This window comes from Prosthecobacter sp. GW821-HT29F12 (assembly GCF_058803405.1).
Genome location: NZ_CM179517.1, coordinates 2,259,046 through 2,277,627, shown reverse-complemented (window position 1 = coordinate 2,277,627; position 18,582 = coordinate 2,259,046). Strand labels below are relative to the sequence as shown.

Annotated in this window: 17 protein-coding genes and 1 tRNA gene; 6 read left to right on the top strand and 12 right to left on the bottom strand. The window is 59.8% G+C overall.

The window, feature by feature from the left end; genetic code table 11:
• Positions 1 to 4: 4 nt before the first annotated feature.
• The 4 genes from AC3RLQ_RS09325 to AC3RLQ_RS09310 are packed head-to-tail and all read right to left on the bottom strand — an operon-like array spanning position 5 to position 4,632.
• Complete coding sequence (locus AC3RLQ_RS09325) at positions 5 to 862, bottom strand: PIG-L deacetylase family protein (protein ID WP_493036449.1); 858 nt, start codon at positions 860 to 862, stop codon at positions 5 to 7.
• On the bottom strand, positions 859 to 2,346 hold the full coding sequence (locus tag AC3RLQ_RS09320) for a sodium:solute symporter family transporter (RefSeq protein ID WP_493036447.1): 1,488 nt from the start codon (positions 2,344 to 2,346) through the stop codon (positions 859 to 861). Before AC3RLQ_RS09320 ends, AC3RLQ_RS09325 begins: the two co-directional genes overlap by 4 nt.
• 25 nt (positions 2,347 to 2,371) lie before the next feature.
• The gene (locus AC3RLQ_RS09315; RefSeq protein ID WP_493036445.1) at positions 2,372 to 3,628 is read right to left on the bottom strand and encodes an MFS transporter; all 1,257 of its coding nucleotides are present in this window, start codon (positions 3,626 to 3,628) and stop codon (positions 2,372 to 2,374) included.
• Positions 3,625 to 4,632, bottom strand: coding sequence for a succinylglutamate desuccinylase/aspartoacylase family protein (locus AC3RLQ_RS09310; protein ID WP_493036443.1), 1,008 nt, complete (start codon positions 4,630 to 4,632; stop codon positions 3,625 to 3,627). Before AC3RLQ_RS09310 ends, AC3RLQ_RS09315 begins: the two co-directional genes overlap by 4 nt.
• A 249-nt stretch (positions 4,633 to 4,881) precedes the next feature.
• Here AC3RLQ_RS09310 and AC3RLQ_RS09305 point away from each other — a divergent pair, with 249 nt between their 5' ends.
• On the top strand, positions 4,882 to 5,313 hold the full coding sequence (locus AC3RLQ_RS09305; RefSeq protein WP_493036441.1) for a hypothetical protein: 432 nt from the start codon (positions 4,882 to 4,884) through the stop codon (positions 5,311 to 5,313).
• Between the two features lie 44 nt (positions 5,314 to 5,357).
• Positions 5,358 to 5,789: a thioredoxin domain-containing protein gene (locus AC3RLQ_RS09300; protein ID WP_493036438.1), complete on the top strand. Its 432-nt coding sequence runs from the start codon at positions 5,358 to 5,360 to the stop codon at positions 5,787 to 5,789.
• Positions 5,790 to 5,795: 6 nt separating this feature from the next.
• On the opposite strand, the gene AC3RLQ_RS09295 is transcribed toward AC3RLQ_RS09300, so the two are convergent.
• The 3 genes from AC3RLQ_RS09295 to pssA form a co-directional block, all read right to left on the bottom strand.
• The gene (locus AC3RLQ_RS09295; RefSeq protein WP_493036436.1) at positions 5,796 to 8,789 is read right to left on the bottom strand and encodes a PAS domain-containing sensor histidine kinase; all 2,994 of its coding nucleotides are present in this window, start codon (positions 8,787 to 8,789) and stop codon (positions 5,796 to 5,798) included.
• A gap of 78 nt (positions 8,790 to 8,867) precedes the next feature.
• Positions 8,868 to 10,091: a glycosyltransferase family protein gene (locus AC3RLQ_RS09290; RefSeq protein ID WP_493036434.1), complete on the bottom strand. Its 1,224-nt coding sequence runs from the start codon at positions 10,089 to 10,091 to the stop codon at positions 8,868 to 8,870.
• A 56-nt stretch (positions 10,092 to 10,147) separates the two neighbouring features.
• The gene (pssA, locus tag AC3RLQ_RS09285) at positions 10,148 to 11,056 is read right to left on the bottom strand and encodes a CDP-diacylglycerol--serine O-phosphatidyltransferase (protein ID WP_493036432.1); all 909 of its coding nucleotides are present in this window, start codon (positions 11,054 to 11,056) and stop codon (positions 10,148 to 10,150) included.
• 226 nt (positions 11,057 to 11,282) lie between these two features.
• On the opposite strand from pssA, the gene AC3RLQ_RS09280 reads away from it, so the two are divergent.
• From AC3RLQ_RS09280 to sufT, 3 genes are read left to right on the top strand one after another with little or no spacing between them, the layout of a single operon-like run.
• A complete protein-coding gene (locus AC3RLQ_RS09280; protein ID WP_493036430.1) occupies positions 11,283 to 11,846 on the top strand; it encodes a rhodanese-like domain-containing protein in 564 nt (187 codons plus the stop codon).
• Positions 11,847 to 11,855: 9 nt separating this feature from the next.
• Positions 11,856 to 12,338: an iron-sulfur cluster assembly scaffold protein gene (locus AC3RLQ_RS09275; protein ID WP_493036428.1), complete on the top strand. Its 483-nt coding sequence runs from the start codon at positions 11,856 to 11,858 to the stop codon at positions 12,336 to 12,338.
• 30 nt (positions 12,339 to 12,368) lie between these two features.
• The gene (gene sufT, locus AC3RLQ_RS09270) at positions 12,369 to 12,926 is read left to right on the top strand and encodes a putative Fe-S cluster assembly protein SufT (RefSeq protein WP_422321308.1); all 558 of its coding nucleotides are present in this window, start codon (positions 12,369 to 12,371) and stop codon (positions 12,924 to 12,926) included.
• Positions 12,927 to 12,942: 16 nt separating this feature from the next.
• Here sufT and AC3RLQ_RS09265 read toward each other — a convergent pair whose 3' ends face one another.
• The 5 genes from AC3RLQ_RS09265 to AC3RLQ_RS09245 form a co-directional block, all read right to left on the bottom strand.
• Positions 12,943 to 14,916 (bottom strand): serine hydrolase, encoded by a 1,974-nt coding sequence (locus tag AC3RLQ_RS09265; protein ID WP_493036426.1) that lies wholly within the window; start codon positions 14,914 to 14,916, stop codon positions 12,943 to 12,945.
• Positions 14,913 to 15,584: an SGNH/GDSL hydrolase family protein gene (locus AC3RLQ_RS09260; protein ID WP_493036424.1), complete on the bottom strand. Its 672-nt coding sequence runs from the start codon at positions 15,582 to 15,584 to the stop codon at positions 14,913 to 14,915. The genes AC3RLQ_RS09265 and AC3RLQ_RS09260 overlap by 4 nt, the downstream gene beginning before the upstream one ends.
• 3 nt (positions 15,585 to 15,587) lie before the next feature.
• Entirely contained in the window at positions 15,588 to 16,565 is a 978-nt protein-coding gene (locus tag AC3RLQ_RS09255) for a sugar phosphate isomerase/epimerase family protein (RefSeq protein ID WP_493036422.1), read from the bottom strand.
• A gap of 274 nt (positions 16,566 to 16,839) precedes the next feature.
• A tRNA-Ser gene (locus AC3RLQ_RS09250) sits at positions 16,840 to 16,929 on the bottom strand.
• An 84-nt stretch (positions 16,930 to 17,013) separates the two neighbouring features.
• Positions 17,014 to 17,337, bottom strand: coding sequence for a heavy-metal-associated domain-containing protein (locus AC3RLQ_RS09245; RefSeq protein WP_493036420.1), 324 nt, complete (start codon positions 17,335 to 17,337; stop codon positions 17,014 to 17,016).
• A 147-nt stretch (positions 17,338 to 17,484) separates the two neighbouring features.
• On the opposite strand from AC3RLQ_RS09245, the gene AC3RLQ_RS09240 reads away from it, so the two are divergent.
• Positions 17,485 to 18,570, top strand: coding sequence for a hypothetical protein (locus AC3RLQ_RS09240; protein ID WP_493036419.1), 1,086 nt, complete (start codon positions 17,485 to 17,487; stop codon positions 18,568 to 18,570).
• Positions 18,571 to 18,582 lie beyond the last annotated feature (12 nt).

Below are 18,582 nucleotides of genomic sequence, written 5' to 3'. Positions count from 1 at the left end.
TGTCTTACTTCGATGATGAAGGCTCGACGCGGACGCGCCAGAAGAGCTCCTCGGGTTTGGCGTATTCATCGGCGAGGTGGTCGTGGATGGGTGAAGTGCCCTGCTGGTGATCTAGAATGGCCGCGCGTTTGATTTCGAACTGCGCGGGGGGCAGGGTCACGCGGCGGTCTGGCGCGGCGGCGGGCGGAGCGCCATGGACGACGTAGGTGAAGAAATCGCCGTGATAGCCAGCGGAGCGGATGGCATCACGGACGAGCAGGAAGGCCGTGCGATGATCGCCATGGGTGTCGGCTTCATGTGTGACATAGATTTCCCGGGGATGGTGGTTACGGATGATCTCCGCGAGGTCACCCACCACGTTTGCTTTGAGATAAGGCGCGGGCTGGCCGTGCACGGTGGAATGATAGTCAGGCGCGGTCACGCCATAGGTCGCGCTCTTCTGAGTGAACATCTGCCGGAACGGTGTGCTGCCGTCCATGGCGTAGATTTTTTCCAGGCCTGAATCGGGATAGCCGAGGAAGATCAAGCCGTCCTTCGGCAGACCGAGGCGCGCCAGCGCCCGCACGGAATGCTGCTGCCGCAGAGCGCCGGCGCTGATGAAATCTGCCGCAGTGAGGTGGTCGCGGTCCTTCTTGGCGGCGGCTGCTGCAAGGGCCGGATAGCCATCACCGCTGGTGATGACCACCACGCCGACCTGCTTGTGCTGCTCCAGCGCCTGGAGAATGACACCGGCGCAGCCGATCACCTCGTCATCGGGATGCGGAGCGATGACCAGCACATCGAGCGGTGCATTCTGAGCGGGCAGTGGAGATGAGCATGCCAGTGCTGCCGCGGAGAGGAGCGTGTGGAGGAGGCGGTTCATGGGGGCATGTTTTTTGAAGGCTGGCCGACGGGCAGGAGGCTGGCGAGGCTGCCGCAGACCACTCCGGCGGCAAACGATCCCGGCATGATCCACATGATACTGATGGGGGGCAGACCCAGCGGAGCGGCATAGGCGATGCACACGGCCGTGGCGACGCTGGCCAGAGCGGCCACCAGTGCGCCGAATGTCGTGGCGCGGCGAACGAACATGGCCAGGAAAAAGAGCACGAACAGCGGCGCGGTGAGCAGATTCACGGCGCGGTAGCAGACATCGAGGAGATTGCCCTCGATGCGGCTGACCAGCAGGCTGATGAGGATCACGGCGATGCCGATGGTGGCTGAAATCCAGCGGGCCAGCCGCATGCGGCCGGCATCGGTGAGCGGTGATGATCGCAAGCGCAAAATGAAGTCTTCGGTGATTACCAGGGAGGAGGAGTTCATGCCGGAGGACAGGCTGGACATGGCAGCCGCGAGCACGGCGGCGATGATCACGCCGGTCATGCCCGCAGGCAGGCCGACCATGACGAAGCGCGGGAACAAGCGGTCAGCGCCCGTGACGAGGCTGGCGGATTCGGTGAACAATTCAGGATGCCGGGTGAAATAGCCCACGAGTGAGAGGCCGACCAGCCCCAGAAGGATGCCCACCAAGGCTTCTGAAGCCAGCGTGGTGAAGAGGGATCTGCGAGCCGCCCGTGCATCGCGCGTGGCGAGCCAGCGCTGGATCGCCATCTGATCCGAGCCGAAGGTGCAGACAAACCATGCGAATGAAGACATGATCATGCCGAGGAAGGTCATGCGCGTGGTCGAGTCGAAACCAAAGCGCGGCTCATCCCAATGCGCCGCCCATTGATGCGGCCACCACGCGGAGACGCCGCCGAGATCCACCGTGACAATCACAATCACCGCCACCGCGCCGCCGAGCATGATCAACGACTGCACCGCATCGGTGAGGACGACGGCGCGCAGTCCGCCTTCCGCGGTGTAGATGAGCGTGATGATGCACATGACCACGCTGGCGAGCAGCGTGGCCTGCGGGCCGAGACCGAGCATGGGGGCGAGGACTTTGTCAGAAGTCGCATAGAGGATCGTCGCCATCCAGCCCAGGCGCATCGCCAGGAACATTGAGGCGCCGAGCAAACGCACGCTCGGCCCGAAGCGCTGCTCCAGCATCTCATAGGCACTGGCGGCTTGCTGGCGCATGATGAAGGGGATGAGCCCCCACCCGACGACGATGCCGATCAATGGAAACACCGCATACTGCACGAGCTGCATGGGCCCGTGTTTGATCATCTCCCCAGGCACCGCCAGGTAGGAGAGAGCACTCGTCAGCGTGGCGAAGAGCGACAGCCCCACCGCAAAGGGGCTCATGCGCCGGCCTCCGAGCATGTAGTCGTCGGTGGTCTTGTTGCGCCGCGCATAGTACTGGCCGATCGCCAGCATGCCGCCGGCGTACGCTGCGATGACGAGCCAGTCCAGGAGTCTCATGCGATGTGGAAAAAGGGAGCGAAGTTCATGACGGGATCTGGGTTTGAGCGAGATCGCGTGGAAACAAGGTGCGGATGCCGAAGATCAAGGCTGCACCGGCCACGAGGTAGGCGAGTGCTGTGATGGAGAGCAGGCGGTCGATGCCGAGGGTTTGCTTCCACATGCCGCCGAAGAGGGTGGCGAAGCCGGAGGTGATGGCGCCGCAGAAATTGAGCATGCCCACGGCGGTGGCGCGGGCGGTGGCGGAGATGATGTCGAAGGTGGCAGGGAAAATATTTGCAATGAAGAGCCCGCTGAACAGGCCGAAGCCCGTGGCGGCGATGCGGGTGACGAGCAGCGTGTCACTGTTTCCCAGCGCATGAATGCAGGGCGCGGAAAGGACGAGGCCGCAGACCATGAGCCAGAAGCGCGCGGCTTTGGTGCGATGGTAGAGCGCATCGGCGAGCATGCCGCCACCAATGACACCGGCAAAGGTCGCGGTTTGAAGGAAGACGGTTGCGTTGAAAGCAGCGTCGGCCTGATTTAGCTGGAACTTATCGTGCAGGAATGCCGGGAGCCAGCCGTAGAGCAGCCAGAGGCCAAAGACGAACACGGGGAAAACCAGGCAGAGCAGCAGGAAGGTGCGGGAGCGGGCGAGGGCGCTGAAGGTGATGCCCGCCGTGGTCGCGCTCTGGTCCGCCTGCGGCTCCTCAACGCGACGCAGGAAGGCGAAGTAAGGAATCGCATAAAGGACGCCGACCGCGCCGAGTGCGAAGAAGGCTCCGCGCCACTCGCCGCGGTCCGCCATCCAGCCGCCGAACCAACTACCCGCCACGGTGCCGGCGATCTGCCCCGTCATGAGCACGGAGACCGCACGCGAACGTCGTGCTGCGGGATACGCGCCCGCTGTGAGCGCCACCGCACTGGACATATAGAGCGACTCGGAGACGCCCATGGCGGCACGCATGGCGAGCAGCGTTGCACCCGAGGCGACGAGTCCTGTGCCGATGGTGATGAGACTCCACACCACGAGGCTGAGCACCACGAGCAGGCGCTTGGAGAAGCGATCGCCGAGATAGCCGGAGATGGGGCAGCCGATGGCATAGATCCAGAGAAACACGGTGCCCACGAGGCCGAGCTGCTGGTCGCTCATGCTGAGGCCGGTTTTCAGCGAAGGCAACATCGCGAACACGGCCTGGCGGTCGCAGTAGTTGAGGAAATACGCGAACCACATGAAGGCGACGAGCGCCATGGCGCTGGTAGCGGCCTTCGGAGAAGCGGATTGCGCAGGGGATGAATTCATGCGCGCAGCACTTCACGTTCGCTGACTTGTCTTGCGATCACCGCCACGCAGTCGCCCTGCTGGGTGAGGCAGGGGGCGCGCATGGTGATGAGGTAACCCGCGCTCTGTGCAATGATGGGTTCTGGCGCACGATCAGGCCGCTCCAGATGATGGATGTGGCCGATGGTCTGGCCCTTTTTGATCTTGGCACCGAGATCGGCGGTGATTTCAAAGATGCCGGACTCGGGCGCGAGGATGTAGTCCTCGCGATTGGTGGCCTGGGTGATGATGGCGGGGGCTTTGCGCGGCTGCACACGGCTTTTGAGCGCGCCGACATGGATGAGCACGCTTTTCAATCCGCTTTGGGTGATGCGATGCACGCTGGCGGGGACGCACTCGCCGCCGCCGAGTTCGGTGGTGATGACGAGCTTGCCCTGGTTTTCCGCCTCCACCGGCAGCAGGCCCGTTCCAGCAATGTCTGCGTAGATGAAGCAGAAGTCTGTGCCCCAGGCGAGCATGGCGGCAAACATCTTGGCACGCTGCTCACGGTCCGGCACGAGGTGCATGTGAGAGCAGGGCACGAACTCCATGCTGCGCCCACCTGAGTGCATGTCGATGACGACGTCGCTGAGCGGAAACAGCACGGTGCGCAGGTAATGCGCGACCTGGCTGGTGACGGGCCCCTCGGCATCACCGGGAAAGGCACGGTTCATGTTCATGCCATCGAGCGGAGACAGGCGCGTCGCCGCGCGGGCTGCGGGCAGGTTCAGCGAAGGGATCAGGATGATGCGGCCCGTAACCTTCTCAGGCGTGAGCTCGCGCGCGAGTTTCATGGCGGCGATCTGGCCTTGGTATTCGTCGCCATGATTGCCGCCGAGAACAAGAACGGTCGGCCCTTTGCCACGGGCGACGATGGTGATGGGGATCATCACATTGGCCCAGCCGCCGAGGTTGTGGGAGTAGGGGACCTGCAGGAAGCCCTGCTGTTTGCCCGGTTTGCCGAAGTCGAGGGAGGTGATGACCATCCCTCCATTACGGAGCGAGCAGGCGTGACCTCACGGACTAAATTCCGCCCAGATGAAATGCTCCCGGGAAGGTTCTTGGCACCCGTGGTCAGGAGGGGGCAGGTCAGTGCAAGGAATGAAGCGATGAGCGCTTGAATTGATTGCACTCAAGAAGGTTAAATGACTGGATTAAGCAATGGTTTAAAAGAGTGTCGTGACTTTCAACAAATGACACTTGAAGGTTCAATCGTTGTGCTAGTCTGAATGACTATGAGAATCCTTTCTTTCCTGATGCTGGTGTTGGTATGCGTGAATGTGCGGGCGGCTGAATTTGATGGGCGGGCGGTTTTCGGCACGGCCCCTGGTCACGATGTGGATTCGGCGCTGAAACGTGCGGTGAAGGAAAAGAAGAAGGTGTTGCTGTTCGGCTTTGATCCCAAGGCGGGTGGAAGCTTTCCTGGGTACGACATCAATTTTTTCATGGATCTGGATGAAACGAAAAAGCTGGTGAAGGGCAACTTCATCGTGGTCGTGCTGGAGCGCGGCCATCAGGACCTGCAACGTTATCCCAACCCGGGCTCTGCCGAGAAGGCCTACTATGTGCTTATCAACGCCGAAGGGAAGTCCCTGGCCTCCGGTTCGGCGGGCATCAATGGCAACAGCAGCCTGAGCATGGTGAAGAAGTGGCTGGCGCAGCCGTGAGTGTGAAGCGGACGACAGATCTGCATTGTCAAAAACAACACTGTATGAAACTCTTATCCTTGCTCATGCTAGCGCTGCTGTGTGTGAATGTGCAGGCGGCTGAATTTGACTCCCGTGCCGCGTTTGGGATGGCGCCTGCCCGGGATGTGGATGCCGCGTTGAAGCGCGCCGCCAAAGACAAAAAGCAGGTCATTTTGTTCGGGTTTGATCCCATGGCGGACGGGAGTTTTCCAGGCTACGGCATTGCGTATTTCATGGAACAGCCGGAAACGAAAAAGCTGGTGAAGGAGAACTATATTGTCGTGGTGCTGGAACGCGGCCACAAGGATCTGGAGCGCTACCCCAACCCCGGCACACCGGAGAAGCCCTACTACGCGCTGATCCGTCCGGACGGCAAAACTGCGAAGACCGAAATGGTCATTGCCAATTCCAGCGTGGGGCTGAGAACCGTTAAGGGATGGCCGACGCTGCCTTGAGCAGCCTCAACCCTGTCCGCCGCCATAAGGAAAGCGGCAGACGACGCTGACTCCGCCACGGGCTCTGGATTTGATGGAGAGACTGCCGTCGATGAGATTGGCCCGGTAGTCCATGACGCGCAGGCCTATGCCTGGATGTTCGTGAGTGCGTTTGCCGAGGCCCGAGCCATTGTCTTCGATCTTCAGCACGGCTTCGTGTTCTCCCAGAAGTTGGAGAGACAACTTGATTCTGGAAGGATGGCCATGGCGCAGGGCGTTGTTGGCTGCTTCCTGGGCGATGCGGTAGATGTGCGTCTCTTTTTCCGAGTCCTCGATTTTGATGTCAGGATTGACTTCGCAGGTGCAGGCGGTGCGATGGTTGGTGCGGATCGTTTCAGCCAGCAGCTGGAGTGCTCCGCCCAGACCGCGATTTTTCACCGATGCCGGAGACAAGCTGTGGGACATGCGCCGGACTTCCTGAATGGCTTCCTGAATGAGATGATGGATGCGGGCGGCGCTCTGGCGCTGATCACCGGTGAGTTCGGATTCGAGCGCTTCAATCAAGCTGGCCACTCCCGTCATTGTCTGCCCGACACCGTCATGCAGGTTGTGTCCGATGCGCGCCTGCTCCTGCTCGGAGATTTTGAGGACTTCTTTTTGCAGGCGATTGCGCTCCGTGAGGTCGGTGCCGGTGACGATGATGCGGTCCACCGCGCCTTCGGGCGTGCGGGTGATGATGCTGGAAAGCGCGACGACATGGCGCTTGCGGTCTTTGCCGATGAGAGTGACCTCCCTGGAGTCAATGTTTTTGCCGGCCAGCATTTCCTTGAAGCGCTTTTGCGAACGCGCCTTTTCCGCAGCCTCCATGAAGTCGGATTTCCAGGGCGGCTGTTTGCCGACGAGATCCTTCCGTTTGTAACCGAGCATCTGGAGGGTGGCTTCGTTGGCGTGGATCAGATTGCCGTGCCGGTCCAGCAGGATGATGATGGCCGATGTGTGACTGGCCAGGATTTCATTAAAGCCGAGCTCCCTGCGGTAGTTTGCCTCCGCCAGCTTGCGACTGGTGATGTCCTCCACCATGACGAGCATCTGGTTGGGGCGTCCGCTCATGGTGCTGAGCAGGGAGGCATTGAGATTCACCCAGACCACGGAGCCATCTGGACGCAGGTAGCGCTGCTCCACTTGAAATTCCGAGGACTTGGCTGCTTTGAGCTGCTTGTGCAGATAATGGTTCTTGGCGTGGTCATCCGGGTGGGTGATCTCATCAAAGGCAATCTTCAGCATGTCTTTGCGCGACCTGCCCATGATTGTGCAGAAGCGGCGGTTCACATCCACAAAGCGGCCTGTGGTGAAATCCACGAGGCCGACGCCCACGACGGCCTGCTCGAAGATGGCGCGGAAGCGAACCTCGCTCTCAATCAAAGCCTGCTCCGCCTGCTTGTGCTCGGTGATGTCCTGAAACGTGCCGATCAGCTTGACGGTCTGGCCGTTCTTGCGAATGGCGAATCCCTGGGTGCGCGCCCAGAAGCGCCGTCCTTTGGCGGTGAGGACGGGCAGTTCCAAATCGTAGGCGGTGCCGTGTTCGATGGCGGCTTTCACAGCTGCCCGGATGACCTGCTGCTCCTTGTGGGCGTAGAAGCTGATCGCTTGTTTCAGTGAAGGAGTCGTCTTGCTCTCGATCTCGAAAAGCCGGCAGGTTTCGAGGGACCAGAACAATTTCTTGGAGGCCACCTCCAGCTCCCAACCGCCGATTTTGGCCATCTCTCCGGTCCGCTCGAGCAACTCCGTCGTCCTGGCCAGTGACTGCTCCACCTGTTTGCGCTCCGTGATGTCCTGCATGATGGCGATGTGCCGCGAAGGGGGCTCGCCTTTTTTCCACATGGGGGAAACCGTGAGATTGATCCAGGTGATGCTGCCATCGGCATGAAGGTGGCGTTTCTCGATGGTGTAGGTTTGGATCTTGCCGGCTTTCAGCTTCTCCATGTGTTCCAGATTCGCCTGCAAATCGTCTGGGTGGGCGATGTGCATGAAGGTCGTGGCCAGCATCTGCCTGCGTGTCAGCCGGGCGATGTCGCAGGCCCGTTGATTGACGTTGAGAAAGCAGCCTGTGTTGCTGTCGATCAAGGCTACGCCGACGGCGGCCTGCTCAAAGATGGCACGGAACTGCGCATTGCTCTCCCGCATGGCAGCCTCGGCGGCTCTGCGTGCGGATGTGTCCGTCAGCAGTGCCATGGCCCCCACATAGACGCCCTGGTTGTTGGTGATGGGATTGGTGGAGACAAACGCCCACAGGGGCGTGCCGTCTTTGCGCATGTATTTGAACTCGAACTGCTCTGAAATTCCTTTCTTCCTGTTCTTGATGTGCGTGGTCAGCAGGGCCTTGCCCTCATCGTCCAGGAAGTCGCTGATGGGACGTCCGATCATTTCCTCCGGCTTGTAACCCATCATCTTCGCCATCTTGGGATTGACGTAGTCGGTGAGTGAACGGGCATCGATAGTCCAGATACCCTCTTCGGCGGTTTGCACGATGCGGCGGTAAAGCTCCTCGCTTTCGTGCAGGGCCAGCTCTGAGTTGCGGCGTTTGGTGATGTCAATGATGCTGCCGGAGAGGTGAGTCACACGGCCCTTGGCATCCATGACCGGGGTCACGGAGATTTTGCCGTATTTGATGCCCGATGAGTGGTGATAGGTTTCATCCCAGCGAACGGTCTGATGGCTGCGGATCGATTTGCGGCACTGCTTCAGCACGCGTGCGCAGGATGGCTCCGGGATGATTTGTTCGATCCGTTTGCCGATCACCTGTTGCGGCCGCAGACCTGCGACGACGAGAAAACGGTGGTTGGCAAAGTGGAAGCGCAGCTGCTGCCCCGGCTCCACGGAGAGGCTGAAGAGAGCGGCGTCGACGCTGTTGTAAAACTGAGCCAGCTGTTCAGCAGTGGCAACAGATTCACTTCCCGGTGTGAGTGATGCAGCAGTGGCCTTGGCTTTGCGCCGGGCCGCCGTCTGGGGAGATTTCTTCATGCAAGAATGCAGTCGCTGATTTTAACAGTCCCGACCTTATCCACGGGGCAGGGGCGAAGCAAGCAGGATGGCAGGGGGTCAAACGACGATGGCACTCGCCACAATCTCTGCAGCGAGCCCGGGAATCTTCGCGAGGGTCCTGGCAGGGGTGTCGCGCATGGCCGGCACATGCAGGGTGTCTTTTCCCAAACTGTGCAGCAGGCGGTCCAGGGCCTGGCCGAATGCGGTGACTGCGGCACTTTCCTCCTCTGCGTCATGACGCAGGTCGTTGAGCAGGGCCACATGCTCGTAACGCTGCAGCCATTCGTTGGCGCGGGGGCGGTAGCGTTCGATGATCAGGCGCATGAGACTTTCGGCGGAGCGGGGCTCGGCTTCGCGGAGGACCTGATAAACGAGGCAGCGGGCGACATCTGCGGCGGCGGTGATCAGTCCCGGTTCGTTGACCCCGATCTGGTCGTGAGCGAGGCTGCGGTGGCGGTGCTCGAAATGAAAGCCCAGATCCACCTGGCACTGCTGCTCACCGGGCAGATGACGGAAGGCTTCGCAGAGAAGGGCGATTTCCAAGCCCCAGCCGCCGGGCAGGCAAAAGCATTCCATTGCCTGCATGTCAGCGGCAAATTCACCCGAGAGCGGGTAGCGGAAGCTGTCGAGATGTTCGAGCATGGGCTTCGAGCCCAGCACATCACGGCATGCTTGGATGAGAGGGAAGATCAGCAGCCGCGTCACCCGGCCATAAAGGCGGTCCGACACACGGCTGTAGTAGCCTTTGGCAAACCGATAATTCATGCGCGGGTGCAGCAGCGGATAGCAGAGCCGCCACAGCAGATCACGGCTGTAGTTCAAGATGTCCGTGTCGTGGCTGACGATGACGCCCCCAAAACTGCGCGCATGAAGGTAGGCTATGCCCATCCAGATGTTTGAGCCTTTTCCTGCATGGGGTCCGGCGAGTCCGGCCTGATCCATGCGCTGATAAGCTTGGGAGAGCTGCGGTCCGTCATTCCAAAGAATGTGGGCGGTCTTGCCGCGCAGGTTTTTGCGGATGAGCACCAGGGCCCGCTCGAGTTCGGCGGCGTCCATGCCATTCATGCTCAGGATCACCTCAGAGATGTGACCTGCCTGGGAGACCTCCTCAAGAATGCGAGGAAGGGCGGGGCGCTCGCACTCGGCATAGAGCGCGGGCAGCAGCAGGGCCACCGGTTTGTCCCGAGCCCAGTCCAGCATCTCAGTTTCACGGGCGGAACTGTCCGCATGAGCCAGGTGGTGGAGGGTGGGCACACGCGCGTGCTGATAAAAATCTGCCATGGAGGTTGGAGAAACCCTCAATTACACAGTCCCGGCGCTGCGTGAAATGAAAATGTTCAAATCTGCACGGTGCTGCTGCCGTCCGCGTGATGCTTTTCGGAACTGTCGGAATCCGCTCCATTGAGTGCCAGCGTCTCTGCCTCGGGGTCGATCTCCACCGTTTCCGCCTCGATCTCGATCTCCTGCCGCCATTTGCGCGAGACCCATGGACGTACCAAGCCATACAGCAAGTAACTGACAAACAGAACGGCGGGCATCCAGTGCCAGTTCATGACCGTGAAGGCTATGACGAAGATGGTGACCAGGACCCAGTGAAAGGAGCGTTTCGTGCGCCAGTTCACGGCCTTGAAGCTCGGGTACTCCAGATTGCTCACCATAAGGTAGGAGAGCAGCGCCATCAGTCCGGCAAGGGCATACTTCCAGTTGCCGATCTCGCGCTCGGTGCTGTCGAGCCAGATGATGAGCAGCGTCAAAGAGGAAATCACACCTGCCGCCGCCGGGATGGGGCAGCCGCGGAAGCCTTTCATGCTGCTTTTCACATCGGCTGCGGCGAGGCAGTTGAACCGAGCCAGGCGCATGGCACCGCACACCAAATAGACGCAGGAGATCAGCCAGCCCAGGCCTTTGGGGGTGTCGATCTCTTTCAGTACAATATCATGCACCAACAGTGCCGGTGCCACACCGAAGGAGACGATGTCCGCCAGGGAATCCAGTTCCCGCCCAAAGGGGCTCTCCGTGCCGCCCATGCGCGCCACGCGGCCGTCGAGCGCATCGAACAGGCAAGCGAGGAGGATGAAGACGATGGCGTAGTGGTAGTGCTGGTAATTGTTGAGATCGACCGAGGTGGTCATCGCCAGATGGCGACCGTCAAAGATCTCCAGGATGGCGACGAAACCGCAAAGAATGTTACCCGCCGTCATCAGCGTGGGCAGGACCGGGATGCGTGGCTCGAGTTCTTGAGACATGGCGGGCAAGGTGAATGCAGAATGAGGAATGTCGAGCCGAGAGAACGAAAGGGAGTGTCGAGGTGAGGACACGAGGTCCAACCGGGAGCCTGGGACATGCTTGACCACTCCTACCAAAAGCTATCGGCCGCGTGAACCTTAGCGGTTCTATTGTACTGCTGCCGGGGAGTGCTGGCGGGCCTCCGCTTGCATTGGGTGGTTTTGCCGTTATGGCATGTTTTCCACCATGCCAACCGCTGAACTTCCGCCACTGACCGGCGACATGACCATGAGCCAGGTACTCCAGGCCTACCCTGGGGCGCAGAGGGCGTTGTTTGCGCGCTACCACATTGGCGGCTGCCGCAGCTGCGGCTTTCAGCCCGGCGAGACGCTGGCGCAGGTGTGCGAGCGGAATGAAAACATCCCGGTGGCTGAAGCGGTGGGGCATATTCAGGAAAGCCACCAGGGCGATGCCTCGCTGCAAATCTCCCCGCAGGAACTGGAAGTGCTGCTGCGCAACAAGCCGGATCTTGTGCTGCTGGACGTGCGCACGCGGGAAGAGCATGAGGCGGTGAAGCTGCCTGGCGCGCGACTGCTGACTCAGGAGTTGGTGCAGGAAATTTTCACCAGTGGTGACAAGACCCAGACGGTGGTGCTGTATGATCACACCGGTTCGCGCTCGCTGGATGCGGCGGCGTATTTCATCGGCCATGGGTTTGGCGAAACGAAATGCCTCACCGGCGGGATCGACGCCTACAGCAGTGAGGTTGATCCAAGCCTGCCGCGCTATCGTATCGAAATTGAAGATTGAATCACGACCATGGACGAAGCCGCACTTCAGCAAGCCCTCACGGACACCCAAAACTTGGGCGAAATGCCCGACGCCGATGCCGTGGGCACCGTGGGAAGTCCTGACTGTGGCGACATGGTGCGCCTGTGGATCAAATACAAAGAGAAGGACGGCAGGAAGGTCATCGACAAGGCCAGCTTTCAGAGCTTCGGCTGCCAGACGGCCATCGCCGTGGCCAGCATCGCCACGGAGTTGATTCGTGGCAAAACGAAGGAGGAAGCGCTCTCCATGTCTGCCGAGGAACTTAGCAGGCCTCTTGGTCCGCTGCCGCCCATGAAAATCCACTGTGGGCAGATGGTCGAAGGAGCACTGCGTGCTGCGCTTGAAGCCGAAAACAAACCCGCTGGTGCCGCTGCGGCTCCTGTTGTGTCCGATCAATCCGGCACTTTGGCCGATGCTCTTAGCGCCGCTGGCAAAACGCAGGGCAAAATCAAAATCGTCCTCACGAGCTAGTCTTTACATTTTTTCATTCTCATTTCATCCATGCACTCCTCCCTTGAACTCAAACGCGAAGTCGATGCCGTCCAGATTCCCAGTGGTGATCTGATCAAACTGCCGCTCGGCATGAAGGTCATCATTACGCAGTCGCTCGGCGGCACCTACACGGTGGCCACGGACTTCGGTCTTGCCCGTATTCAGGCGGGTGATGTGGATGCTCTGGGCATTGATCCCGAAGCGAGCAAGAAGGAGCAGGACAGCAGTTCCTCAAACATCCCCGCCGATGTCAGCGATCTTGAAGGCCAGGTGTGGAACCAGCTCAAAAATGTCTATGACCCGGAAATTCCGGTCAACATCGTCGACCTGGGCCTTGTGTATGACTGCAAGGTCGAAGCCGATGCCGATGGCAAAAACAAGGCCATTGTGAAGATGACCCTCACAGCCCCAGGCTGCGGCATGGGGCCGACGATTGCCGCCGATGCGCAAAGCCGCATCATGACCATCGAAGACATGGACGACGCAGCTGTCGAACTCGTCTGGGATCCGGCGTGGAATCAGGGGATGATCAGCGTCGAGGGGAAGATGAAACTGGGGATGATTTGATCCGTACTCACCTGTCTCAGCCGCCTGTCGCTTCCAAGACGCAGCGAAAGCCATCGCAGCGCCAGCGGCGCGTGGAGGGCTGGTTGCCGCGAAAAGAGGAGAGCAGTGGCTGTGGGGCGCTGCTGCCCCAGGAGGCACCTCGCAGGACGTGGTCTTTCTGGGCGGCATTGTACCAGTCCTCACACCACTCCAACACGTTTCCGCCGAGATCGTAAATGCCAAGTTCATTGGGTGGGAAACTCATGACGGGGGATGTCAGAGGAAACCCGTCGGCGTAGTCGGCGATGATTTTTTCCGCAGGGATTTGTTTTTGGCATTCCATGTCGGCGTAATTGCCGGCGTTTTGGGTGGGCGGCCATTGGCCCCAGGGGTAGACACCTTTGATTTTGCCGCTCAGGCTTTCCGGCGTGGCTTCGGCGCCCTTTTCCTGAGCACCGATGCCGACCGCAAGACTCCACTCACGATCGGTTGGCAGCCGGTAGGTGCGGCCCTCCTTCTGGCTGAGCCATGCGCAGAACGCTTTGGCATCATCCCAGCTCACATTCACCACCGGATGGTCGGGGGCGACGGTGGCGGAAAGGCTGTCGAGTTTCGTATCTTTCCATGAGGCTTCGGCTTCGGGATGGGCATCCACATAGGTGGCGTAGTCAGCTCTGCGCGTCTCATGCATGCACATGAAGATTGGCGTGCCGGGCAGGGGGACAAATTTCATGCCAAGGCTGTTGATGAAAGGTTTTATCTTCAAGACACTGGTATGTCCCGGCAGCGCCCCGGGGACGTTTTTGAAATCAAAGTCTGGGACGGCTTCGGCGGCGAGGGTGGAGATGCGGTGGTGGAGCTGATAGACGGCGGGGCGTGTATCTTTGGAGGTGTCCACGTAGCGGTTGCAGAGGAAGATCACGAAGGTTCTGGAAAAGGGATCAATCCAGAGCATCTGCCCGGTCCAGCCGGTGTGGCCGTAACCGCCGATGGGGAAGAGTGCCCCTCGGGACAGAGAGTAGTCGTGCGGCGGAGTACGGTAGGGGGTGTCGATGTCCCAGCCAAGGGCGCGGCGTACGGGCAGGTTTTTGGCATCGGGGCTGGTCAGGCCGGCAGGGCTTTGAACGCTGGTCATGAGCCTGACGGTCTCGGGTTTGAGGATGCGGACGCCATCGAGTTCGCCGAGGTTCAGCAGCATCATGCGGGCAAAGCGGGCCATGTCCGCCGTGGTGGTGAATAGGGAGGCATGCGCCGAGACGCCGCCGACTAGCCGGGCCACGGTGTCATCCACCTGACCACGCTCCGGCGCACTGGAGGGCGCGACACGCTTCAACAGCTCGCCACCGGGACGAAAAACGGTGTCATTCATGCGCAAGGGGCGGAAGATTTCTGAGGTGCAGAATTCGTCAAACTTCCTGCCGGTCACGCGTTCGATCACACCGCCAAGAAGCATGGTGCCGACGCTGCTGTAGGCAAATTTGGAGCCGGGCTCAAACAGCAGCTTCGTGTGGCAGATCTGCCCGACGGCTTCGTCGTGAGTGGTGAAGGGCTGTGTTTTGGGATTGAGATTGATCGGCAGCCCGGAGGTGTGCAGCAGCAGGTGGCGCAAGGTGATTTTCTCACGTCCTTCGCCGGTGAACTCGGGCAGGTGCTGTGACACGGGGTCATCGAGCTGGAACAAGCCGCGCTCGATGCAGAGCATTGCCGCGCTGGCGGCTGCCATGACTTTGGTGATGGAGGCCACATCAAAAAGGGTGTCCTCGGTCATCGCCTCAGCCGAGGGTTTCAGCGCGCGCTGGCCATAGGCTTTGTGGTAGGCCACGCCGTGGCACTCCACCCACAGGGAGGCGCCGAGCAGCTTGGAATCTCGGATGGCCTGCTCGATGGTGGCATCCAGTTCATTGAGTTTTTCAGCACGCAGCGCGGTTTTGGGAAGCTCTTCCGCAACCGCAGGGACGGCTCCCCCAAGGGCGGCGAGAGAGAGGGCGATGAGTGCCAAGAGGTGTTTCATTTCGTTTTTGACGGCAGCAGCTTGAGGACCGCGGCAGCGACTTGCGCACCCTGCATGGCCCTGCCTTCCGGCTTGTAGTGCAGCCCGTCGGAGCAGCACTCGGGGTGTGGCAGCATGAGCGCGTAAAGATCGTCCACGGGGATGTCTTCCTTGGCCATCAGTTCGGCGGCGATCCGGTTCCGTTCCTTCACGTTTTCGTTGCGTGCGTCCAGTTGCTCAAATTTGCCATTCACATGGGAGGGTGTGCTGCTGGCCCAAATGAGCTTCGCCTTGGGCGCGAGCTTGCGGAGGTGAGCGAGCATCTGGGGAAGAAACTCGGCGTACTCTTTTTCGCTGACCGCACCGACGCCGTGCAGGCCGTTGTTGAAGTGAATCACGTCAAAGGTTTCCGCGCCGAGCACGGCGGCGATCTCGGCATGCAGGACGGGATCTCCAACGCAGCGCGAGGTGGCGAGGCGCGCGACGTAGGCCTTGCCGGCGAGCTGCTTTTCAACGTCGGGGCCGTAGCCCTGGGTCACGGAGTCGCCGATGAGCAGCACTCGCGGCAGGTCGTTCTTGTTGGCGTTCGGCATCCAGATGTTGCACCACTCGGTGCCTTCGCGCGGCACGACGCGGTCGGCGGCCGGGGTGAAGGTGGCCAGCGTGAGGAAAAGCAGGGCGAGTTTCATGAATCAGACTCCGGCGATGATCTTGTTGAGGCGGTCGTTGAATTCGGGCAGGGGCAGGCCGTTGTCTTCAACCGTGATCCAGCCGTTGTAACCGACATCGTCGAGGGCCTGACGCATTTTTGGCCAGTCGATGCTGCCATCGCGCGGATGCACGAACTTGCCGCTGTGGTTGTCCGGCGCGAGCGCGTAGTCCTTGATGTGGATCTTCTTGATGAGGCCGCCCAGCGTGTGGATCCAGTCGTGCACGGGCACGAGATACTTCACGTGGTTGCCCACATCGTAGTAGGCCTTCACAAAAGGGTGGTTGAAGGATGCGACGAAGTTTTTGTACAGATCCGGACGCACCCAGAGGTTGTTCCAGACGTTCTCGAGGCCGATGATGACGTTGAGCTTCTCGGCCAGTGGGATGAGCTTCGTCACCTGCTCCTTCGATCCGTCGGTCGATTTGTTTTGCAGCGCGATGTAGCGCTCGAAAGGTGTGTTGTCGCCCTTCACGACACGGCTGACGTGGCCTGTCTTTTCGTCGAACTCGATGTCGAATTCCCACGGCTGCGGCATCTTCACGGTCGGCCCACCGACGCGGCAGGGGACGAGCAGGATCGTCTCTGCACCGAGCCAGTTGGCCGTGCGCAGGGCTTTCTCCGTCACCTCGTAGCTCGCGGCGACCTGCCCCGGATCATCGCTGTTGAACTCCGCCCACCCGCGCAGCACGGAATGCACCTTCAAACCGATGCTTTCGACGAGTTCACGAGCCTTTTCGGCCTCCGTTTCGTCATCAAAAAGATGGGAAACCTCCACGCCGTCGAATCCGGCCTCTTTGAGCTCACGCAGCGCCTTTTCCTCCGGCTTGCCGATGATCTTGGCCTTCTGGATCGTCGTTTTAAACGTCGCCGCTTGCGATGAGGAAAGGAATGACAGCGAGGCGGCGCCAGCAGTGGCAAGGAATTGACGACGGGACGTAGAGGAAGCGATTGGTTTCATCGGAGAGCCAAACGAGTCTGAAGCGTGATATGTTGCCGTGCTTGCGGCAGGAAAGCGCAACTGCTGGAAGCACCGGAACTCAAGAAACGAGTGCGGATGAAAGTGGAATGTCGCGCGGGTTCCTGCCCGCAATCCTCATGAAGCGTCTCATTCTGCTCAATTCTCGAGCGGTGGAGTCGATGAGATTTCGACCTTCCTTGCGTGGCAGAGGCGAAGGGAATGGGCCGTCGTTTGCTCTGAGGAGGTATTCTTCGTCTATTAAGCTGACGAAGAATGGCGGACAGGGAGGGATTCGAACCCTCGGTACCGATTAAGGTACACACGCTTTCCAGGCGTGCTCGTTAGACCACTCTGACACCTGTCCAAATTCTTGCTCCGGCAAAAGGAGAGCGCGGATAGTGGCGCAGTCAGAGAGACAGGCAAGCGATTTTGCCTGATGATTTTTGCTTTAGTTGGCTGGCTGCTCCGACTTCACCCATGCATGCACGATGTACGTGGAGGCGGAGGAGCCTAAAGCAGTGACGGCCTGCTCCTTGGTCAAGGAGGGGGAGGTGGAGGTGACGGTGACTTTTTGGGTGCCGGGTTTGTCTCCTGGAACAATCTGCACCTTGGAGACGCCTTCAAGCTTGGTGAAGGAGGCGGTGACGTGGTCTTTGCAGCCGGCGCAGACCATGCCGGTCATCTCGGCGATGTAGTTGACGGGGGCGTCACCAGCCGTGGCGGGCAGGGTGAGGAGGGCCAAAAGGGCGAAAAAGAAGGCGGAGCGTGTCATAATTGAAGGGGGTGGAAACAGATATACGATGACTTTGTGCATCCAAGTCCAAGTTTGTGCGGGGATGAAACGTTGATGTGGAGAATTTTTTCAGATAAAGATTTTTCCTGCACCCATCCGCGTTTTGCCTTGTTTATTTTTCCGACCATGAAATTGACTCAACTCCTGCCTCTGCTGGCCTTGGTGCTGGCATCTCCTGCCCCTGCGCAAACACCTGCGGCTGAACCTGAGAAACCTGCAAGCAAGGTGATTCTCACGCCAGCGCAAACGGATCACATTCTCAAAGAACTGGAAAAAGTAGAGGCTCAGATAGGCAAGGGCAGGGGCTCCGTCTTTGGTGCGGCCATGGCGAAGTTCCGCGAGGGAATGGCCAGTCCGGCGGCTGCGCTGGCACTGTATCTGGACTGCTACAAGCTGGAGCACTTTGACCGCAAGAACCTGAAGCAGGCAGATTTCATGGATTGGAAGAACAAGAATGAGGCCAATCTGAAAGATGAGGATTTCAAGCGGGCGCTGTGGCTGCAACTGGAGTACCTCGTGCTGACGATCCAGGCTCAAGAGATTGATGAGCCAAAGAAAATGGCTCCGATCGTCACCTCGGTGCAAGCCTTTTTGGGCAAGGCTATCACTGCCGTTCAGGGAGCCACCACTCATTCGGCCTCAGGGGCCGTTACGGACAAGGATGCAAAGGGTGGTGGCCAGGGTGGCGGCGGTGGCGGGCGTAGAGGCGGTGGTGGCAACAACGTGCCAGCCGGAGACATCATGGGTACCCTGCGTCAGTCCGTGGCCAGTTCCGAATTTGCCAAAGCTTACTCGCTGGAAGACTTCTTGAAGCGGAAAGAATGGGAGTATCAGCCGCTGAATGTCAGGGGCATTTATTCCAATATTATTTTCCCCTATTATCTGGCGGAAAAGCCCACTGATCTGCCTGCACAGTGGGATTCCCGCATGAGTGCGGAGGTGGCCATGCAAAAGGCCATCAAGAGTGAGACCGAATTCAATGAATTCTATAAAGATGCGGGCCCGCGCATGATCTGGGAAAAGGACAATTACCTGGTGCAGAACAACGTCACTCCAGTCAATGCGCTGGCAGACATGCTGAAGGTGATTCAGACCTACCCGAGCCATCCGGATGCCTTGAACTGGCTGAAGGAATTCCGTGATCTGGTGAAAGAAGTCTCCGAGCCTGCTGCGGAAACGGCTCCGGTGGAAAAACCTGCGGGCTCGCAGTAGCCGAATTGTCCC